The organism is Pseudomonas sp. B21-019, assembly GCF_024749225.1.
GTDB lineage: Bacteria > Pseudomonadota > Gammaproteobacteria > Pseudomonadales > Pseudomonadaceae > Aquipseudomonas.
Genome location: NZ_CP087193.1, coordinates 184,640 through 201,504, shown reverse-complemented (window position 1 = coordinate 201,504; position 16,865 = coordinate 184,640). Strand labels below are relative to the sequence as shown.

Annotated in this window: 15 protein-coding genes; 2 read left to right on the top strand and 13 right to left on the bottom strand. The window is 61.5% G+C overall.

Translation table 11 applies throughout. The features are described from left to right. Positions 1-15 precede the first annotated feature (15 nt). The 13 genes from pgaD to LOY36_RS00765 form a co-directional block, all read right to left on the bottom strand. Positions 16-543, bottom strand: coding sequence for a poly-beta-1,6-N-acetyl-D-glucosamine biosynthesis protein PgaD (pgaD, locus tag LOY36_RS00825; protein ID WP_258671887.1), 528 nt, complete (start codon positions 541-543; stop codon positions 16-18). Beyond that, positions 540-1,895, bottom strand: a complete 1,356-nt coding sequence (gene pgaC, locus LOY36_RS00820) for a poly-beta-1,6-N-acetyl-D-glucosamine synthase (RefSeq protein ID WP_019651559.1) — start codon at positions 1,893-1,895, stop codon at positions 540-542. Before pgaC ends, pgaD begins: the two co-directional genes overlap by 4 nt. Before the next feature lies 1 nt (position 1,896). Continuing rightward, positions 1,897-3,894 carry a poly-beta-1,6-N-acetyl-D-glucosamine N-deacetylase PgaB gene (pgaB, locus tag LOY36_RS00815; protein ID WP_258671886.1) on the bottom strand — a complete coding sequence of 666 codons (1,998 nt, stop codon included), beginning with the start codon at positions 3,892-3,894 and terminating at the stop codon, positions 1,897-1,899. A gap of 12 nt (positions 3,895-3,906) precedes the next feature. Continuing rightward, on the bottom strand, positions 3,907-6,387 hold the full coding sequence (gene pgaA, locus LOY36_RS00810) for a poly-beta-1,6 N-acetyl-D-glucosamine export porin PgaA (RefSeq protein WP_258671885.1): 2,481 nt from the start codon (positions 6,385-6,387) through the stop codon (positions 3,907-3,909). A gap of 366 nt (positions 6,388-6,753) precedes the next feature. Then, a complete protein-coding gene (locus tag LOY36_RS00805; protein ID WP_026331889.1) occupies positions 6,754-8,265 on the bottom strand; it encodes a YdgA family protein in 1,512 nt (503 codons plus the stop codon). Positions 8,266-8,500: 235 nt separating this feature from the next. Then, positions 8,501-9,136, bottom strand: coding sequence for a hypothetical protein (locus LOY36_RS00800; protein WP_019651562.1), 636 nt, complete (start codon positions 9,134-9,136; stop codon positions 8,501-8,503). Positions 9,137-9,217: 81 nt separating this feature from the next. Beyond that, the gene (locus LOY36_RS00795) at positions 9,218-10,666 is read right to left on the bottom strand and encodes an efflux transporter outer membrane subunit (protein WP_258671883.1); all 1,449 of its coding nucleotides are present in this window, start codon (positions 10,664-10,666) and stop codon (positions 9,218-9,220) included. Next, complete coding sequence (locus LOY36_RS00790; RefSeq protein ID WP_258671881.1) at positions 10,663-11,550, bottom strand: HlyD family secretion protein; 888 nt, start codon at positions 11,548-11,550, stop codon at positions 10,663-10,665. The genes LOY36_RS00795 and LOY36_RS00790 overlap by 4 nt, the downstream gene beginning before the upstream one ends. After that, positions 11,547-11,756 (bottom strand): DUF1656 domain-containing protein, encoded by a 210-nt coding sequence (locus LOY36_RS00785; protein WP_018929385.1) that lies wholly within the window; start codon positions 11,754-11,756, stop codon positions 11,547-11,549. The genes LOY36_RS00790 and LOY36_RS00785 overlap by 4 nt, the downstream gene beginning before the upstream one ends. Continuing rightward, the gene (locus LOY36_RS00780; protein WP_258671879.1) at positions 11,753-13,825 is read right to left on the bottom strand and encodes an FUSC family protein; all 2,073 of its coding nucleotides are present in this window, start codon (positions 13,823-13,825) and stop codon (positions 11,753-11,755) included. Before LOY36_RS00780 ends, LOY36_RS00785 begins: the two co-directional genes overlap by 4 nt. After that, positions 13,822-14,247 carry a MarR family winged helix-turn-helix transcriptional regulator gene (locus LOY36_RS00775; RefSeq protein WP_258671877.1) on the bottom strand — a complete coding sequence of 142 codons (426 nt, stop codon included), beginning with the start codon at positions 14,245-14,247 and terminating at the stop codon, positions 13,822-13,824. The genes LOY36_RS00780 and LOY36_RS00775 overlap by 4 nt, the downstream gene beginning before the upstream one ends. Before the next feature lie 215 nt (positions 14,248-14,462). Further along, on the bottom strand, positions 14,463-14,708 hold the full coding sequence (locus tag LOY36_RS00770) for a DUF2789 domain-containing protein (RefSeq protein WP_007940999.1): 246 nt from the start codon (positions 14,706-14,708) through the stop codon (positions 14,463-14,465). Positions 14,709-14,828: 120 nt separating this feature from the next. Then, positions 14,829-15,296 carry an aminoacyl-tRNA deacylase gene (locus tag LOY36_RS00765; RefSeq protein ID WP_007940998.1) on the bottom strand — a complete coding sequence of 156 codons (468 nt, stop codon included), beginning with the start codon at positions 15,294-15,296 and terminating at the stop codon, positions 14,829-14,831. Positions 15,297-15,510: 214 nt separating this feature from the next. On the opposite strand from LOY36_RS00765, the gene LOY36_RS00760 reads away from it, so the two are divergent. Both LOY36_RS00760 and LOY36_RS00755 read left to right on the top strand, forming a co-directional pair. Next, positions 15,511-16,044 carry an NfeD family protein gene (locus LOY36_RS00760; RefSeq protein ID WP_019651567.1) on the top strand — a complete coding sequence of 178 codons (534 nt, stop codon included), beginning with the start codon at positions 15,511-15,513 and terminating at the stop codon, positions 16,042-16,044. A 2-nt stretch (positions 16,045-16,046) separates the two neighbouring features. Continuing rightward, the gene (locus LOY36_RS00755) at positions 16,047-16,805 is read left to right on the top strand and encodes a slipin family protein (RefSeq protein WP_019651568.1); all 759 of its coding nucleotides are present in this window, start codon (positions 16,047-16,049) and stop codon (positions 16,803-16,805) included. Positions 16,806-16,865 lie beyond the last annotated feature (60 nt).

Below are 16,865 nucleotides of genomic sequence, written 5' to 3'. Positions count from 1 at the left end.
GCCGAACTGTCAGGCTCAGATGTGGTTCATCGGCTCGCGGTTGTCATCATCTTCGGCCGGCAGGCGGATCACCAGCGGATGCTCCAATGGCGCCAAAGGCGGCGGCAGTTGGGACGGGGCGACCGGGGTGAAGTGCGTAACGACGTGACTGACATCGCCTTCCTGATCGTTATGAATGGTCATCGAGCCCGGTGCGCGCAGTTTCGCCAGCCGGTCGCCGGTCAGCTTGAAGCTTTTGCTCAGCCCCTGATCGTCCACCACCGGTGCCGGCAAACGGCGCTGGGCGAAGCTCTTGCTTTTGCGCTGTTGATAACGCGCCCAGCCAATCAGGATCACCGCGTTGAACAGCGCCACCCACAGGTAAATCTGCAACGTGCCGAGGGCGTCGAAAAGCGATGCATCGATGTGCGTGCCGTTATGGGGATCGATCAGCGGCCACAATCCCTGCGCCAGTAAATACAGCAGCCCGATCCAGGCCAGCACGGTGAAGAAAACGTCGATCACGACCAGAAAGGGCCGCTGCCGGGTTCTGATGATTTTCATTTGATGACCTCCTCTTCATCATCATCCAGCGGCTTGATGCCCCGGTCTGGACTGACCCAGCGCGCGCGCTTCTGATGTTGGCCGAACAGCACTTTGGGAAAACTGACCAAGGTGGTGAGCAGGCTGATGAACCAGAACACCAACGGATACCAGACCACCCAGAACATGGTCCTGCCGAGCCCTTTTTCGTAACGGCGATCGATCACGATGCTGACCGCGAATTGCACCAGGCAAACCACCGCCAATAGCAGCCCGGTAAAGGCCGGTGGCATCAGGTGATGGACGGCAATGGCTGGCGGCATTTCGACGAAGTTGCCGATAGCCCAGAAGATCACCGACAACAGGAAGGTGAAGGCCCAACCGGTGGACAGGCAGTATTCGAACAGCAGCGGCCAGAGGTAACGATGGCGGTATTGCCAGATGCCCCGGATGTTCTTGAACAACACCTCGGCGCCGCCCTGGGCCCAGCGCAAGCGCTGTTTCCACAGGCCGCCGAGGGTTTCCGGCATGAGGATCCAGCACAACGCACGGGGCTCGTAGAAAATGCTCCAGTGATCCAGTTGCAGCTTCCAACTGATGTCGATGTCTTCGGTGATCATGTCCGGGCTCCAGTAACCGACCCGGTTCAGGGCCGTACGACGGAAGGCGACGATCACCCCGGAGACGGTAAAGATCCGCCCGAACACCCGCTGGGTACGCTTGATCAGGCCTATGATCGAGGAGAACTCGCCGACCTGTACCCGGCCGATCAGGGTCGAACGGGTGCGGATTCGCGGGTTGCCGGTCACGGCGCCCAGTCGCGCGTTGTCGAGCATCGGCGCCACCAGATAGGCCGCGGTGTTCGGCGCCAGCAGCGCGTCACCGTCGATGCACACCAGGTACTCGCTGCGCGCCGCGATGGCGCCCATGCGCAGGGCCACGGCCTTGCCCTGGTTCTCCGCCAGGTGCAGCACCCGCAAACGCGGATCCTGCGCCGCCAGTGCGTCGAGCACCGCGGCGGTGTTGTCCTTGGAGCCGTCGTTGATCGCGATCACTTCGATGTTCGGGTAATGCTGGGCCAGCGCCGCGTGGATGGTATCGGCGGCGTTGTCGCCTTCGTTGTAGCAAGGGATCAGGATCGAGATCAGCGGTTCGCCGGCCAATGGTGGCGGCAAGGTGTCGTCCTGCCACGGCCAGTGCCGCTCCCAGTGCAACCAGAAATACAGGCCGCCGGCGATCCACAGCCCCGACATGAACAGTGGGTAGAAGAACACGAAGTCCATCAGGAATTGCCCGGTGACCAGAAAGATCAGCCCGAGGGGAACCCCCAGGACGATCGCCAGAACCAATAGGGCCAGAAGTCTGTCCAGCATGTTATGGATTCCACTTGTTGGAGAGCGCCGGCCGCACGGCTTTCAGGTCCGGCTGGTTCTCGAGGAAGTTGTCTGGGTAGTAGCCGAAACTGGTGGCGCCCTGACGCTTGAGGCGGCCCATCCAGTCGGCCAGCTGCCCGCCGTCGATGTCGGCGTGTTTATTTTTCGTCCAGTCGCGGGCCTGCAATTCGAACACCGTGCGGTCGAGGGCGCCGGGGCGCGATTTGACCGTCGCCACCAGTGCTTCAAGCCAGGGGCCGGATTGCTGATGGCTCTGTTTTTCCATCAGTGGCATGGCCATCGGTGCCGTCCAGTTGTAGGCGCCCAGGAAGTCGTCGAGATTCTGCGCGAACCAGGCTTCGCTCTCGGGGTTGAGCATCGGCTCGGCGAAAATATTGCGCGCCGTTTTCACTTGCGGGCCGCGAATGGCGCGAACCTTGGCGGTCAGCTCATGGGTGAAATCGATCAGGTAGCGGCTCTTGAAACGCGTCCAGCGTTGCAGGGTGGCCGGATCCTCGCGCAGGGCGGCAATCGAACCGGGCAGACCGTTGGCGGCATAGATTTTCAGGGCTTCGGGGCCGGCGTCTTCGAAGTCCGACAGCACCGCGTCATCGTGATAGAGGATGCCGTCGACCGAGGTCAGGCGTGCCATGTCTTCGTAGATTTCACCAATGACGCGCCGCACGTTCGGATCGAACGGTGACAAGCGCTTGTACTGGTCCGGATCGATCGACGTAGTGCCGGTTTTCGGGTCCCAGCGAGTGACTCGCGGCAGCTTCGAATCCAGGGCAAAACTCAGCACCGGCATCCACGCGAAAACTTTGACGTGAGCCCGGGTGCGCAGCTGCCAGGCCACACGGTCAAAGATATCGGCACGCATCGGCAGGTGGCGGTTGGGGAAGTACAGCGAATGCACCAGGCCATCGCCCGCGGGGTCGGCGAAGGCTTGCAGGAACACCGTGTTGGCGCCCATGTCGGCCATGCGCTGGATCAGCTTGCCGAGGTTGATTTCCTGTTGGGCCGGGTCCGGGTCGTAGACGTTGTCCAGGTCCACATGCACCACGCGCATCGGCGATTCGGCCTGCACCGCGACGACGCTGTTGGCGAAGTGTTCGCCATCCGGGTCCGAGGCCACCAGAAAGCGCGGGCTGCTCATCAGGTTGTCGAGGGCATCGAGGCCGTCGTCCAGGGTCAGGGCCATCTGATAACCCTGGTCGTTGATCACTTGCAGCGAGGTGCCATCCGCCACGCCGTACGGCCAGACCCAGACTCGCGGTTTGTAGCCAGTGACCTTGCGGATCTTCTCCGAGATGGCCGCTACGTCGGCGCGCATCCGGGCCTGGAATTGGGCTTCGGTTTCATAGCGACCGGTGGCGGCGTCATAGCGCCGGGTCGCGGCTGCCGGTTGCAGGTTGCCTTGCGGGTTGGCCAACACGCCTTTGTGGCTGGCGTCGGTGTGGGCGGCGATTTCCACCAGGCCGGACCGGGAAATCTCGCGGATCTGCTCCCAGGTCAGGAAATCCGAACGCTTGCGCGGTGTGCCGGCGAAGTCGACTGGCTGGTTCGGCGGCGTGTCGATCCACACCCCGACCGGCGCCAGCAAGGCGTGCCAGTTATAGGCACGCAGCACCGGCAACACGCGGGTGTAGAAGCTCGAATAACCGTCGTCGAAACTCAGCAGGATCGCCCGTGGCGGCAATTCAGGGCCGCCATTGCGAGCGGCGATGATCTGGTCAACGGTGACCGGTTGGTAGTTGTTCTCCCGCAACCATGCCAGTTGCTCGATCAGGCGCTCGGTGCGCACGGCCACCACCGCCTGATCGGGGTCGCGGTCTTCGACATCGTGGTACGCGATCCCCAATACATGGTTTTTCGGCCACGGCTTTTCATTGGCCGACACCGGGCGTTCGGACGGCGGTGCGAAGGCTGGGGCTTGCTGGGCACAGGCGCTGATCAACAGCACTCCCAGCAGGAGGATGAAACGCGAAATAAAAGGCATCTTCAAACTCTTCTAGAAGCGGTAAGTAAGGTCGACGAGCAGGCGCAGATCGGTTTCCCGGTCACCGTCAAATGGCCGGTTGATCACGCTCAGCAGGCCGCCCACCTCGAACACGTCGTTCCAGCTGTAGCGCTGGCCGTAACCCAGCAGGGCGATACCGCCGGTGCCGTGATCGCGCTGGCTGTAGGTGCCCGCACCGGCCTGGAACTGCTGGCTCCAGGAGGTTTCGTAGCGGTGGTAGAGCACGTGATTGACGTTCACCGTCGGCAGCACGCTGAAGTCGGCTTTGGGGTTGAAGTACGGCACGTCGTCGGACTTGGAGTTATGGCTGCTGCCGACTTCCAGACCGAGGTCGACTTGCAACCCCGGCGCACGGTAAAGGCCCTCGCGACCGGTGAGCACGGCTTCGACACGGTTGTTGCCGTCGCTGAAGTGCGAGGGGCTGACCGCCAGTCTCCACTCACGGCTTTCATTGGCGCGCCAGCGGATAAAACCGCTGCCGCCGTTGGCCGTGATGTCGCTGTTCAATGCTCGCAACGGCGTTTGTGCCGACAGGTATTCGAGGCTGCCGCCGTACTGCCAGTGATCGTCGATGTCTCGGGCAATCGCCAGGCGCGCGCCCTGTTTATCGCCAAAGCCGTAGGAATGGTTGGAGACTTCCGCTTCCAGGGACATGTCGCGGGTCCGACGTTCGAGCCCGACGCGCTGGAAGCGATGGTGGCCGGTGCCTTCCTGGAAATCGCCGGTGGCGTAGCCGGCACCGGCGAACAGGCGCCAGTCTTCATCGATGGGCGGGCTGTACAGCGTGGTTTCGATGCCGAAATCGCGGCTGCCGTTGACCGCCCCGACATCGCCGTTGCCGCCGCCATAACTCTTGCCGCCGTAGGCCTGCACTCGCAGCTCGGCCATGTCATGGACCGCACGCTGACGCTGCAAACGCTGCACCTGACGGTTGTCCGGAAAACGTGCGACCACATCGTCGGTCAGCGCATCCATCTGCCGCCATTCCTGCAGATCCATGGCAGTGTGGCCCTGAGCGACTTCCAGCCCGATATCCCGCGGGGCCATGCTCTCGGTTTCCTTGAGCTGATTCTCGGCGCGTCGTGGCCAGTCCCGGGCCAGGTACAGATCGGCCTGGGCCAGGCGCAGGCCGATGTTGCCCGGCGCCTGATCCACCAACGTCTGTAAACGCTGCTCGCCCGACGGCAGATCGGCGCCGTAGGTGCCGGCCTGGGCGGCGAGTTGCTGCGCGTCCATCCATTCATCGTTGGGGTTGCCCACCGGCAAGCCCTTGAGCTCGATTCGCGGTTTCTGGGTCTTGGCCACGTCTTCGGCGACCTTGCGCGCGTCATCGGCCTTGTCGCTTTCGAGCAGGGCGTAATAGAGCGCGGTGCTGTCTTCCAGGCGGTCGCCGACATCGGCATCCGGCGCTACCAGCACCTGGCGATACAAATCGGTGGCGATTTCCGGCTGACGCTGATCCAGATAGGACGACGCCACCCAACGCAGGGCATAGGTCGGAATCTTCACGCCTTCGGCGAGCAGCTTCTGGTATTCGGTGATCACATCAGCGGTGCGCGCTCGGGCCTTGAGGGCGCCCATGCGGTCGATTCGCCAGCGGATGACGTCATCGTGGGCCGCAGGGTCCGGCGCCCAGGTCGCCAGTAACTGGTCATAATCGGCCAGGGCCCGATCGGCGATCACATAACGTTCTTTTTCGCTGCGGGTGGCGAGTTCGGCCAGGCGCACGCGTTCGGCGGCCAGGTCACCTTCGAGACGGCGTTGCGTGACCGGATCAATCAACCCCGGCCGCTGACGCGCCAGGCGCAAGGCCGGCTCCGGCAAACGAGCGCGTTGCAGGGCAATCACGTATTCCCGAGCGACTTCGGGTTTGCTGCCGGCGCGGGTGAAGGCCTGGTCGTATTCAAACAACGCATCGTAAGTGGCACCGGCGCGAGTCAAGGCGTAGGCCAAAGCCAGACGGCGGCCAGGATCATCCGGTTTCGCCGCCACCAGCGCCCTGGCGCGGGCAACCGCCTCGTCAGGTTTACCGGCGTCGGCCTGGGTCATCGCCAGGCCCAGCTGCAGGTCGGTATTTTGCGGTTCAAGGGCCAGGGCCTTGTTGTACACCTGGGTCGCCGAGTCCCAACGCTTGAGGTTGCGATAGGCCCGCGCGGTGGCAGTCAGGGCCTGGACCGGCAACGCCCGATCACGTCCCTGGGTTTCATAGACCTGTACCACTTCGGCATCCAGACCGGCCCAACTGGCGATCTGCAAGTGATCGCTGATCTGGCCAGTGGAGGCCTGGCTTACCGGCACCTGGCGCAACACCGTCAGCGCAGGCGTGTAGTTGCCGGCCCGCGCATCGCGAACCATTTGATCGTAAGGGGTATCGGCGAGCGCCAGCACCGGCCACAACAATTGGCCGCACAGCGCAACGCGAAACAAGGGGCGCAGCCCACGGTGAATAAAGGGACCAGCAATACGCGGCATTCGTCAGCATCCTTACATGGCCAGCCGGGTCGCAATGCCCCTTGCCCACTTGTGACGGAAAGCCGGATCGAAAGACCCGGCCAAGCTTTATCGAAACAGTCTTGCATGCAAGCGTAGTCAATAATTCAAGACACAATATTTCTTCAGATTCGTGAGAGTGCGAAACCTGTAGCGAGGGGGCTTGTCGGAACGCCGCACCGCACCGTTTCAATGCGTAGCACTCACAAAATCTTTGGTGCATCAGAGTTTTTGGGGCTGCTTCGCGGCCCAACGGGGGCAAGCCCCCTCGCCACAGGAACCCCAGACAGCAAAACGCCCGGCGTCTGCGTGTTGCAGAGGCCGGGCGTTGCGCTGAAGCCTGCGGTTTTACTGGATGGTGACGTCGCCAGTGCCGCCGAGCTTACTCATCACAAAACCGACAAACTCTTCGAGGGTCATTTTCTGGCCGTTGAAGTCCACCTGATTGTTGGCGTAATGCAACTTGGTGACGACGTTATTACCGTCCAGTTTTGCCAGTTGCGTACCGACCGCCATGCTGCTGAACATGTCGGCGGTTGCGCTCGCCTGATCGGCGATGAGTTTGGCATCGGTCTGGCCGTCGATTTGCGACTGCACGGTGAGCAAATCAATGAGCATTGGCTTGGACACCAGTACGTTGAGTTCCAGCAACGCGATCAACTGCTTGACCAATTGGTCCGGCGGCAGGTCCATGGATTGCGGTTTGGTCAGGTCCAGCACCAGGTTGGCGCGGCTTTCGCCGTTGCTAGTGTTGAACGACAGGTTTTCCAGGGCCACCTGGGGACCTGCGGCCAGCAGTTTCTCCAGACCGGTCTTGACCTGTGCCTCTTCGGCCGGGGTCAGGTTCAGCTGCGGCGCCGGCAGACCGGCGGCAGTGGCTTCGGCGGCGGCCCGCTCGTACGGTTGCAGTTTGGTCTGGTAGATCTGCATCAGCGACATCGTCGACGGGATGTCGAGGTTTTTCAGGCTCATGGCCATCTGCGCAGAGCCGATAACCTTGCCGTTCAAGGACACTTCACCGACCTTGTAATCGGCACGCCCCGAAGCGTTGGTGCCTGATTCCCCGGTCTGATTCTTCATTTCAAAGTTCTTGAAACCGAGTACCGATTGCTTGGGGCCAAAGGTGGTTTTGCTGTTTGTCAGCTCGAGGGTGTTGTCACCGACGTAATAGCCGTAGGTGCTTTTGTTCAGATTACTGGCCAGGGTCAAGCCGTTGAGCTCGACCTGCACCGGGGTCTGGTCTTCAGCCACAGTGGTCAGCTTCAGGCTGTCCATGTACCCGTCGGCCTTGACCTTTTGCGCCTGGGCGCTGGCGGCCACGTCGAGTTTCAACCCGGAGAACGTCAGGTTGGACTTGTCGTCCAGTGCAGCTTCCAGCGGCAGGAATTCGAGCGAGCCCTTGGTGGAGTTGTCGTAGCCGATGTTGACCACACCCTTGACCGGGGATTTGTCCTTGGCAGCGGCGAACCACTTTTCGGTCAGCGGGGTTTTTTCCAGTTCGTAGTGACTGGTGGCCAGGACTGGCAACCACTTGAACGATACCAGGCGCGAGAACGGCAGCGGGCCGTGTTCGATGCGGTCGACGAACAGCATCTCCATCGGCGCTTCACCAAACATCTCGCCCTCGCCCTTGAGGCGGTAGTGCGCGGTGCTGCTGAACACATGACGCTCCAGCGACACCAGCTCCAGCGACGCCGTGCCGTTGGAGCCTGCCAGCGCGGCTTGCAGTTCTTTGTTGGCGTCGGCGATCGAGCTGTTCAGCACCCCATCGAGTTTGCTGCCGGTGTACCAGGCGCCGCCCGCGCTGATTGCACCAATGGCCACGACAATTCCTAGAAGCACGCCTGCTGATTTATTCATGAAGTACCCGATCAATGTCCATTGTTGAAAGTCTGGTCGTCTTCCCTGAACCCATAACGGGTCGCGGTCACGACTGCGCTGAAAGTGGCGAGGAGATTAGCATTTGCGCCGCAGGGCGGCCCAATGATTAAAGGTGAAAGAGTGTCCATGGGCTGCGGCTGCCTGTGGACAACTGGCAGGGGAGAGTTTCGGCGATCGTTCAATCGCCTTCGCGAGCAGCCCTGCCAATACAACCTTACGAATACTGAACCTCGATCTCATCAAGCTGATGATCAAAACTTTTTAGCCGCGCGGTCCACGTATACACCAGCACTTCAAAATCCCGATTGATCACCGCCCCGCCAGTCACCTCCGCGCGTGGGTCACAGAAATCCAGTTGATAACGTTCGCGGGCCATGGCGTTGGCGACATCGGAGAGTTCTCGGGCATTGTTGAGCCAGTGCCAGCCCTCGTCGGCCACTTGCTTGTCCAGCGCCTGGCATTGCTTCTTCAAGGTTTCGAGGCTTTTTTCCAGTGGCGTGCCGGTAAGTTCGCCCATGACTTCCTGAAACGTGCGCCCCGGTTGCCAGTAACTGCCCCAGAAATATCGGTCGAACACCGTTTCTACCCGACGCAACGCCACCTTGGTGTCCCAGATCAGTACCAGGGTTTTGCCTTGTTCGAGTTGTCGTTTCTTGATGCGCTGGTTCTGGAGGGAAGCCCAGGCGACCACCACGATGGCCATCACGGCGATCAGTGCCGCCGCGCTGTCGAGGAAGATCAGCGCCTTGTCGATCTGGTGGGCCAGCATGACGCCATAGAAATAGGTGGCCGACAGCAAAACCAATGCCGCAATGGCGCACCAGAAGCCGGGAGCGTAAGGGTTTTTCATTATTAGATCCCCATGACCAACGCAAGCCTTGATCGACGGGTTCGCCGCGCGACCCCATCAAATCAAAGCATAGCAACGGCCTCAGGGTTTGCCGGGTTGTGAGCCTTGCGTTCGTCCGCTTTCCCAGCCGCCGCCCAAGGCGAGGAACAAATCGATTTGGCTCATGGCGACCTGGGTGTTGGCCGAGGCCAGTTGCGCCCGTGCATCGGTGTAGGTGCGGGTGGCTTGCAAGTCCGCCAGGAACGACGCGCGACCGGCCTGGAAGAAGCGGTGGGTCTGGTCTGCCGCCAATTGCGCCGACTGTTCGGCGTCCGCCAACGCATCGCGACGCTGAAGTTGCGCGGAATATTGCGCCAGGCCGGTCTGAGTCTCGCGGATGGCGTTGAGCACCACGCCATCGAAATGCGCCAGCGCGCCTTGGGTTGCGAACTCGGCCTCACGGATGCGCGCGCGGGAGCCGTTGGACGGTACGGTCCAGGTCAGCAACGGACCAAACCCCCAGCGATTGGTCGACGGTTTGCCGAGGTTTTCCAGAATCCCGACCGTACCAACGGTCGCACCGATGCTGATGTCCGGGTACAACTCACCGGTGGCAATGCCGATGCCGGCGGTTGCCGCCGCCAACTTGCGCTCGGCCTGGCGCACGTCTGGCCGGCGTTTGAGCAGCGCGGCGCCGTCACCCACCGGCAATAATTGGGTAACTTTCGGCAGCTCGGCGCAGTCGCTGGTGCCCGCCGGCAGTTGCTCGACCGGTTTGGCCAGCAGCATCGACAAGCGGAACAACCCGGCCTGACGTGCGGCTTCATAACGCGGCAATTCGGCGCGCAAGGATTTGAATTGGGTTTGCGAACGGGTGACCTGGGTTTCATCGCCGCGCCCGGCATCGCGCAAGCGCTGAGTCAGGGTGGTGCTCTGGGCTTGCAGGTCGAGGGAATGCTGCGCGATCTCCCGCTCTTCGTTGGCCGCACAAACCTGGGTGTAAGCCCGCACCACATCGGCCACCAGGGTGATGCGCGCGGTGTCCGCTGCCGCCTGAGTCGCATCGGCATTGGCCTTGGCCGCTTCGATGCCGCGCTGCAAGGTGCCGAACAAGTCGAACTGATACGAGGTCGTGATGCCGATATCGCCGACGTTGGCCACGGGCACTTTTTCCGGTATCAAGAACGCTTCGCCGGACTCCTGCAAACGCTGGGCGCCGACCTTCACACCGCCGCTCCAACCGCCCGCCGCCTGCGCTTCGTCGACCTGAGCGCGAGCCCGCGAAAGATTCGCCGCCGCCACCCGCAAATCGGTGTTGGAGGCCATGGCCTGCTGCACCAATTGGTCCAGACGCGGATCCTGATACAACTGCCACCAATCGGCGGGCACCGGTGCCGAAACGACATGCTTGCCGTTCACCGCCAGATCGCCCTGAAAGTCTTCACGGTGCACGGCGGCCTCGTCCGGCAAGTGATAATCCGGCCCCACCACCTGACAGGCCGACAGCAACAAGCCCAATCCGGCAACCGCCAAACCCGAGGCCCTGCTCATTTCGCCGGCCCCCCGGTTTGATCGTCGATGATCGACACGGTGGCCGTACGCCCGGCAATCATGCGGAAATCTTCCGGCACCTCATCGAAAGCGATTCGCACCGGAATCCGCTGGGCCAGCCGCACCCAACTGAACGCCGGGTTGACGTTGGGCAACAGGTTGCTGCCGCTGCTGCGGTCACGGTCTTCGATGCCGGCGACGATGCTTTCGACATGCCCGCGCAGGCGCGCACGGTCGCCGATCACCCGAATGTCGACGCTCTGGCCGACATGAATGCCGTCCAGTTTGGTTTCTTCGAAATAGCCGTCGATGTGGAAGGAATTACTGTCGACCACCGACAACACCGGGCGCCCGGCGCTGACGAATTCCTGGGAGCGTGGCGCCCGGTCGTTGACGTAGCCATCCACCGGGCTGCGGATCACCGAGCGGTCGAGGTTGAGCTGGGCGCTGTCCACCGTCACTTGCGCCTCCATCAACGCCACTTCGGCGCGCGCCACCCGGGACTGGCTTTCTTCCAGTTGCTCGGCCGGGACCAGATTGCCCAAGCCACGGTTACGCTTGGCCTCGCGCTGGGCCTGGGCCAGGGTTTCCTGACGGTCGGCGACGGTCGCTTTGGCTTGGCGCAAGGCCAGCTTGAAGCGGTCCTGATCGATGCTGAACAGCACCTGGCCGCGTTTCACCCACTGGTTGTCGCGCACCTCCACTTGCTGGATCAGCCCCGATACATCCGGGGCAATCTGCACGATGTCGGCACGGATGTGCCCGTCCCGGGTCCAGGGCGCGAACATGTAATACATGACCATGCGCCAGACCACGACAATCGCGAAGGTCACGATCAACAACGTCAGGACCACACGGCCGAGGGTCAATAAAGGTTTTTTCATGTCATCAGGTATCGACTGAGTGAGTCCACGGCGCCGAGCAGCACAGCGTAGAGAGCCACGTTGAACAATGCCCGGTGCCAGACCAGACGGTAAAAGTGCAGGCGCGTCAGCACCCCGTGCACCAACAGGAACAACACATAGGTAATGCCCATCAGCACCAGCAGCGTGGGCAGGAACACCCCGCTGATATCCAGATCACCGATCATAAAGGCGCTCCATCGATGCCATGGGGAAGCGGTTCTTCGAGTTCGCCCGTGCCGACAAACTCGACGCCCGGTAACAGCGCCAGACGCAGGCCGCTCAAGGCGTGCAGCAAATGCAGACGGGTTTCGTCATCACCTTGGCCGCCGAGGGCGCGGCGGGTGCGATCGAGGGTCATCAGCAACGGACTCGGTGCCGGCAGGCGTTCGCCAGCCTTGAGGCAGGCCTTGAAGTACTCGCCGACTTCAGCCACCACCTGGCGCAGCAGCGCTTGCGGCGCACCGGGCACTCGCGGCGAATAGGCGAGCAGGTCCAGCAGATTCAGGGCCACGCGCACTTCGCGCAGGGCGATGCCAGTGTCCTGGCCGGTCATGGCCAGTCGCGGCAAATGCTGCATCAGGCGATCGAGCATCTGCACGCCCATGTGCCGGTGTTCGGCCAGCGTGGCCGGCTCGGTCAGGCCGACGATGTCGCGCCAGCTGAAACGGGTCAGGCGCTTGGCCGCCAGTTCCGCACCGAATGGCCGGGCTATCAGGGTCCAGATGAACGCGAACAGTAACCCCATGGGCCCGGCCAGGTTGGAGTTGGTGAAACTGAGAAAATCCGCGTCGTAGGCGCCCTGAATGCTGATGAAGGACGAGGTGTTGACGATGGTCAGCAACATCCCCAGATAAAAACGCGGCTGCACTGTCAGGGTGCCGACGCAAACGAACGGTATGGCGAACGCCAGCACCAGCATCGGGAAGTCATGCAGGTTCGGCAGGATCAGAAACAGATAAAGGCCGGCGAACAGCACCGACATCGCGGTCCAGAAAAAGAACCGGTAGATCTGCGGCGCCGGGTCGTCCATCGACGCAAAGAAACTGCACGCCACCGCCGCCAGAATCACCGCGCTGCCGCCGTCGGTCCAGCCGAGCAGAATCCACAACACCGAGGCGACGATGATCGCGGTGACCGTAGAAGCCGCCGAATAGAGCATCAAGCCACGGTCGAGGAACGGTGACAGCCGACCCAGGCGCCAGTGCCGATACACCGCGCGCCAACTGTCCTGGCTCTCGCACTGAATGGCGTATTGCAGGCTGCGACAGTCTTGCCACAGGTCGATCCACTCGCCGAGGCGATACAGGGCGTTGGAGAACAACAACTGCTTGCGATCGTCCAGCGCCTCGGCACTCGGTTGCAGCGCTTCGAGCAGGTTTTTCAGGGCCTGCCAGCGGCCGAGGTCAGCGTCTTTGTGATCGAGCCATTCAGTGGTCGCGGTCAGCAGTGGCGCGAACTTATCCACAAGCTCCGGCGTGCGCCGCTCGAGGGCATAAAGCGCATCGTCGAGGGCGTCGATCACCGGCAACAGATGAATCATCCGACCGCGCAATTCCTTGGTGTTGCGCACCGTTTGCGCCCGCGCGCCCTCGTGCGGCAGCTGACCGATCATCAATTCCAGGCTGTTGAAGTTCGCCACCATCGATGAACGCAAGGCGCTGACTTCCTCCGGCTGCACATTGCGGCTAAGGAAACGCAGGCTGTAGGTTGAAGCATCGGCAAACCATTTGTTCACCGAGTCGTTGAACACCGGCGCCAGCCGCCGTGGCCAGAACATGGCGCCGACGACCGCCGCGCAGGCGATGCCGAGAAAGATCTCTTCGGTCCGCGCCTCGGCCACGTCCCACACCGCCAAAGGGTTAGCCACCACCGGCAAGGCGATCAGCGGCAAGGTGTAACCGGCGAGCATCAAGGCGTAGTTGTTGGCGGTGCGCAGGTGCAAGGACAGGAACAGCAAAATCCCGGTCCACAGCGCGATGACCACCACCAGCACATAAGGGCTCTGAACGAACATCGGCACAAAAAACACCGCCGCCGCCGCACCGAGCAAGGTACCCGCCGCGCGATACAACGCCTTGGAGCTGGTAGGGCCGAGGAACGGGCTGGAAACGATGTACACCGTGGCCATCGCCCAATACGGACGAGGCATTTGCATGAGCATGGCGATGTACAGCGCGATCATCGAGGCCGCGAACGTACGCACACCGTAGAACCAGTCCCGCGCCGGGGGCACGCCGGTGAAAAATCCGTTCAAGGCTGGGCCACCGAATGATTGGCCGCTTCGAAGGCTTTGAGTACCCGTAGCGCCGCTTCCAGATCACTCTGGTCGATGCCTTCGAGCACCTCCTGGCGCAAACGCACCAACTCAGCTTCAACCGCCTGCACCAACTCGCGACCGGTCGCGGTCAGGCTCAGGCATTTGGCGCGCCGGTCATGAGCGTCTTCGGTACGGCAGACGTAACCGGCATGACACAGCTGATCCAGCAACCGCACCAGCGACGGACTCTCCATCCCGGCCGCCTGCGCGACCGTCACCTGCCGCACACCCTCGCCCAAACGCCCGATCATCAATAGCGGGGCGGCGCAGGCTTCGGAGATCCCATAGTTGACCAGCGTGGTCTGGCAGATCTTCCGCCAATGCCTGGCGGCCACCACCATGGAGCTGCTGATGTTCATCTGGAGAGCGGCGAGGTTCTTTGGCACGAGGGAATGCACACACTGTTAGTTTGCTAACTATCAATATGGCATTCGAGGGGAAAGTTGGTCAAGTTTTGAAACAAATTGGCGAGCAACGGCCAGACGCGGAAAAAGCTAACAAACTCAGTTTCTGCCCAGTTTTTTTTACCACTCACCAGTTTTTTTTACATTTCGCCATTTTTCTCCAGATTTTTTTACACCCCCCGCCCCTTCCTCAGCATTACGTCCAGCTGATCCACCACCTCCGCCCAATCCGCGTCATCCAGAATTTCCTCACGCAGCAACTCTGCCTGGCTCTCGCTCCAGAAGAACGCGTCCGCCAGGTGCAGTTCGGGTTTTAGCGGTGAATGGGTGGCGATGAATTTATCGATGCTCTCGGCGTCGTCAGGCAGGCCGAGTTGTTTGAACAGGGCCGGGAGGCTGTGGGTGGGGGATTCCATGTCGGGCTCCTTCGTGATGGCTGAATGAGGGTGACCGCGACGCGGCCATTCGCGGGCACGCCCGCTCCCACAGGTTTTTTGCAATTCCTGTGGAGGTGGGCTTGCCCGCGATGACGGCGGTTACGCCGACAGACTCAACTCGCAGACCTCGGCATGCGGCACCATTTTCAGATATTCCGGTACGCTCATGTGTACCAGGTTGTTGTGGTTGCCGGCTTCGAGGTAGATGTCTTTCTGCCGGGTCAGCATCGGGTCAATGACCATGTCCATTCCATAGGATTCGCCCAATGCAGGCACGGCGCCACGTTCGCAATCGTCGAACAGGTGCGGCAGGTTGCTTTCCCGGGTGACTTGCCATTCGCTGCTGCCACGGACTTTGCTCAGGTCCAGGTGACGGCTGGCGGGCAGTACGGCCATCAAGTAATGCCCGTGGCGATCGTCGAGGATCACCGATTTGGCCACCCGTTCGGCAGGAATGCCTGCAAGCCGCGCCGTTTCAAGGCTGCTGGCCGAGTGCGGATGGGAAACGATGTCATATTCGCAGTGCGCCTTGTCCAGGCTGGTCTGCACGGTTTTTGCCATACGCATGATGCACCTCGGTGTCCGCAACAACGAATGGCGGACGATGGTTAGAATTTTTTCTCTCCATTAAAAGTCTAGGCCCGCTGGTGGGATCCGGCGGGAAATCCGCCCGTCGGAGGCGGTCAACAACTGGTCAAAATTCATACAGCCACAGGCTCAACTAGACTTGTACACAGAGCCACGAACGGCTCGCGGACGGATGACTCTCCCGGAGGGTCAAGTGAACATTCGTTGCTGTGTAGTTGCGCTGCTGCTGGCCCTGAGCGGACCGGTTTTCGCAGCGGACACCGTTGTAGTGCTGGTTCCCGATCCCATCGGGATCTGGCTGATCACCTTTGGCATCGCGTTTATGATCGCCGAGGCGGCATTGCCCAATTTCGGCGTGGTCGGTTTTGGCGGCATTGTGATGTTCGTGATCGGCGCACTGATTCTGACCGATGCCGAAGTGCCTGTTCCCTTGATCATCGTCCTGGGGCTGATCAGCGCACTGCTGCTGATTTTCCTGCTGATTCGCGCCTTGAAAACCCGACCGCGCCGCAACTTCAGCGGCGACGCCGAATTACTGGGCAGCGTGACGCCGATAACGTCGTTGCAGGCTGGCAATGCTTATGTCGGCTGGGTGCACCTGCAAGGCGAACAATGGCAAGTCATGAGTGCCACACCGCTGAAACCGGGACAACAGGTCCGGGTGGTGGCACGCAAGGGTCTACTGCTGCAAGTGGCCGCGACTGACGCGGCACCGGGTGGAGAATAGTCATGGGTCTGCAATTGGGTTTTGCCGCGCTGCTGTTATTGCTGATTGCACTGGCGGGGTCGACTTTCCGCATTCTGCGCGAATATGAACGCGGCGTGGTGTTCCAGCTCGGACGCTTCTGGCAGGTCAAGGGCCCGGGTCTGATCCTGCTGATTCCGGCGGTTCAACAAATGGTCCGTGTCGACCTGCGGACCGTGGTGCTCGACATACCGCCACAAGACGTGATCACCCGCGACAACGTCTCGGTCAAGGTCAATGCAGTGCTGTATTTCCGCGTGCTCGACCCGCAACGGGCGATCATTCAGGTCGAGGACTTTCTCATGGCCACCAGCCAACTGGCCCAGACCACGTTGCGGGCGGTGCTCGGTAAACATGAACTCGATGAATTGCTGGCCGAACGGGAACGGCTGAACGTCGACATCCAGCAAGTGCTCGATGCCCAGACCGACGCCTGGGGCATCAAGGTGGCCACTGTCGAGATCAAGCACGTGGACCTCAACGAATCGATGATCCGCGCCATCGCCAAACAGGCCGAAGCCGAACGGGAACGCCGGGCCAAGGTGATCCATGCCGAAGGCGAATTGCAGGCCTCGGAAAAACTCATGCAGGCTGCCGAAATGCTCGGGCGTCAGCCGGGGGCCATGCAGTTGCGCTACATGCAGACGCTGAGTTCGATTGCCGGTGACAAGAGTTCGACCATCGTCTTCCCGCTGCCGATCGAATTGCTCAAGGGGATGGCGGATTTGTCGTCAAAATCCTGATACACCGATAACCTGTGGCGAGGGAGCTTGCTCCCGCTGGGTCGCGAAGCGGCCCCAACA

Excerpts from the sequence above, each read along its gene's own strand:
- pgaD (WP_258671887.1), bottom strand. The coding sequence starts at position 543 with ATGAAAATCATCAGAACCCGGCAGCGGCCCTTTCTGGTCGTGATCGAC.
- pgaC (WP_019651559.1), bottom strand. The coding sequence starts at position 1,895 with ATGCTGGACAGACTTCTGGCCCTATTGGTTCTGGCGATCGTCCTGGGG.
- pgaB (WP_258671886.1), bottom strand. The coding sequence starts at position 3,894 with ATGCCTTTTATTTCGCGTTTCATCCTCCTGCTGGGAGTGCTGTTGATC.
- pgaA (WP_258671885.1), bottom strand. The coding sequence starts at position 6,387 with ATGCCGCGTATTGCTGGTCCCTTTATTCACCGTGGGCTGCGCCCCTTG.
- LOY36_RS00805 (WP_026331889.1), bottom strand. The coding sequence starts at position 8,265 with ATGAATAAATCAGCAGGCGTGCTTCTAGGAATTGTCGTGGCCATTGGT.
- LOY36_RS00800 (WP_019651562.1), bottom strand. The coding sequence starts at position 9,136 with ATGAAAAACCCTTACGCTCCCGGCTTCTGGTGCGCCATTGCGGCATTG.
- LOY36_RS00795 (WP_258671883.1), bottom strand. The coding sequence starts at position 10,666 with ATGAGCAGGGCCTCGGGTTTGGCGGTTGCCGGATTGGGCTTGTTGCTG.
- LOY36_RS00790 (WP_258671881.1), bottom strand. The coding sequence starts at position 11,550 with ATGAAAAAACCTTTATTGACCCTCGGCCGTGTGGTCCTGACGTTGTTG.
- LOY36_RS00785 (WP_018929385.1), bottom strand. The coding sequence starts at position 11,756 with ATGATCGGTGATCTGGATATCAGCGGGGTGTTCCTGCCCACGCTGCTG.
- LOY36_RS00775 (WP_258671877.1), bottom strand. The coding sequence starts at position 14,247 with ATGAACATCAGCAGCTCCATGGTGGTGGCCGCCAGGCATTGGCGGAAG.
- LOY36_RS00770 (WP_007940999.1), bottom strand. The coding sequence starts at position 14,708 with ATGGAATCCCCCACCCACAGCCTCCCGGCCCTGTTCAAACAACTCGGC.
- LOY36_RS00765 (WP_007940998.1), bottom strand. The coding sequence starts at position 15,296 with ATGCGTATGGCAAAAACCGTGCAGACCAGCCTGGACAAGGCGCACTGC.
- LOY36_RS00755 (WP_019651568.1), top strand. The coding sequence starts at position 16,047 with ATGGGTCTGCAATTGGGTTTTGCCGCGCTGCTGTTATTGCTGATTGCA.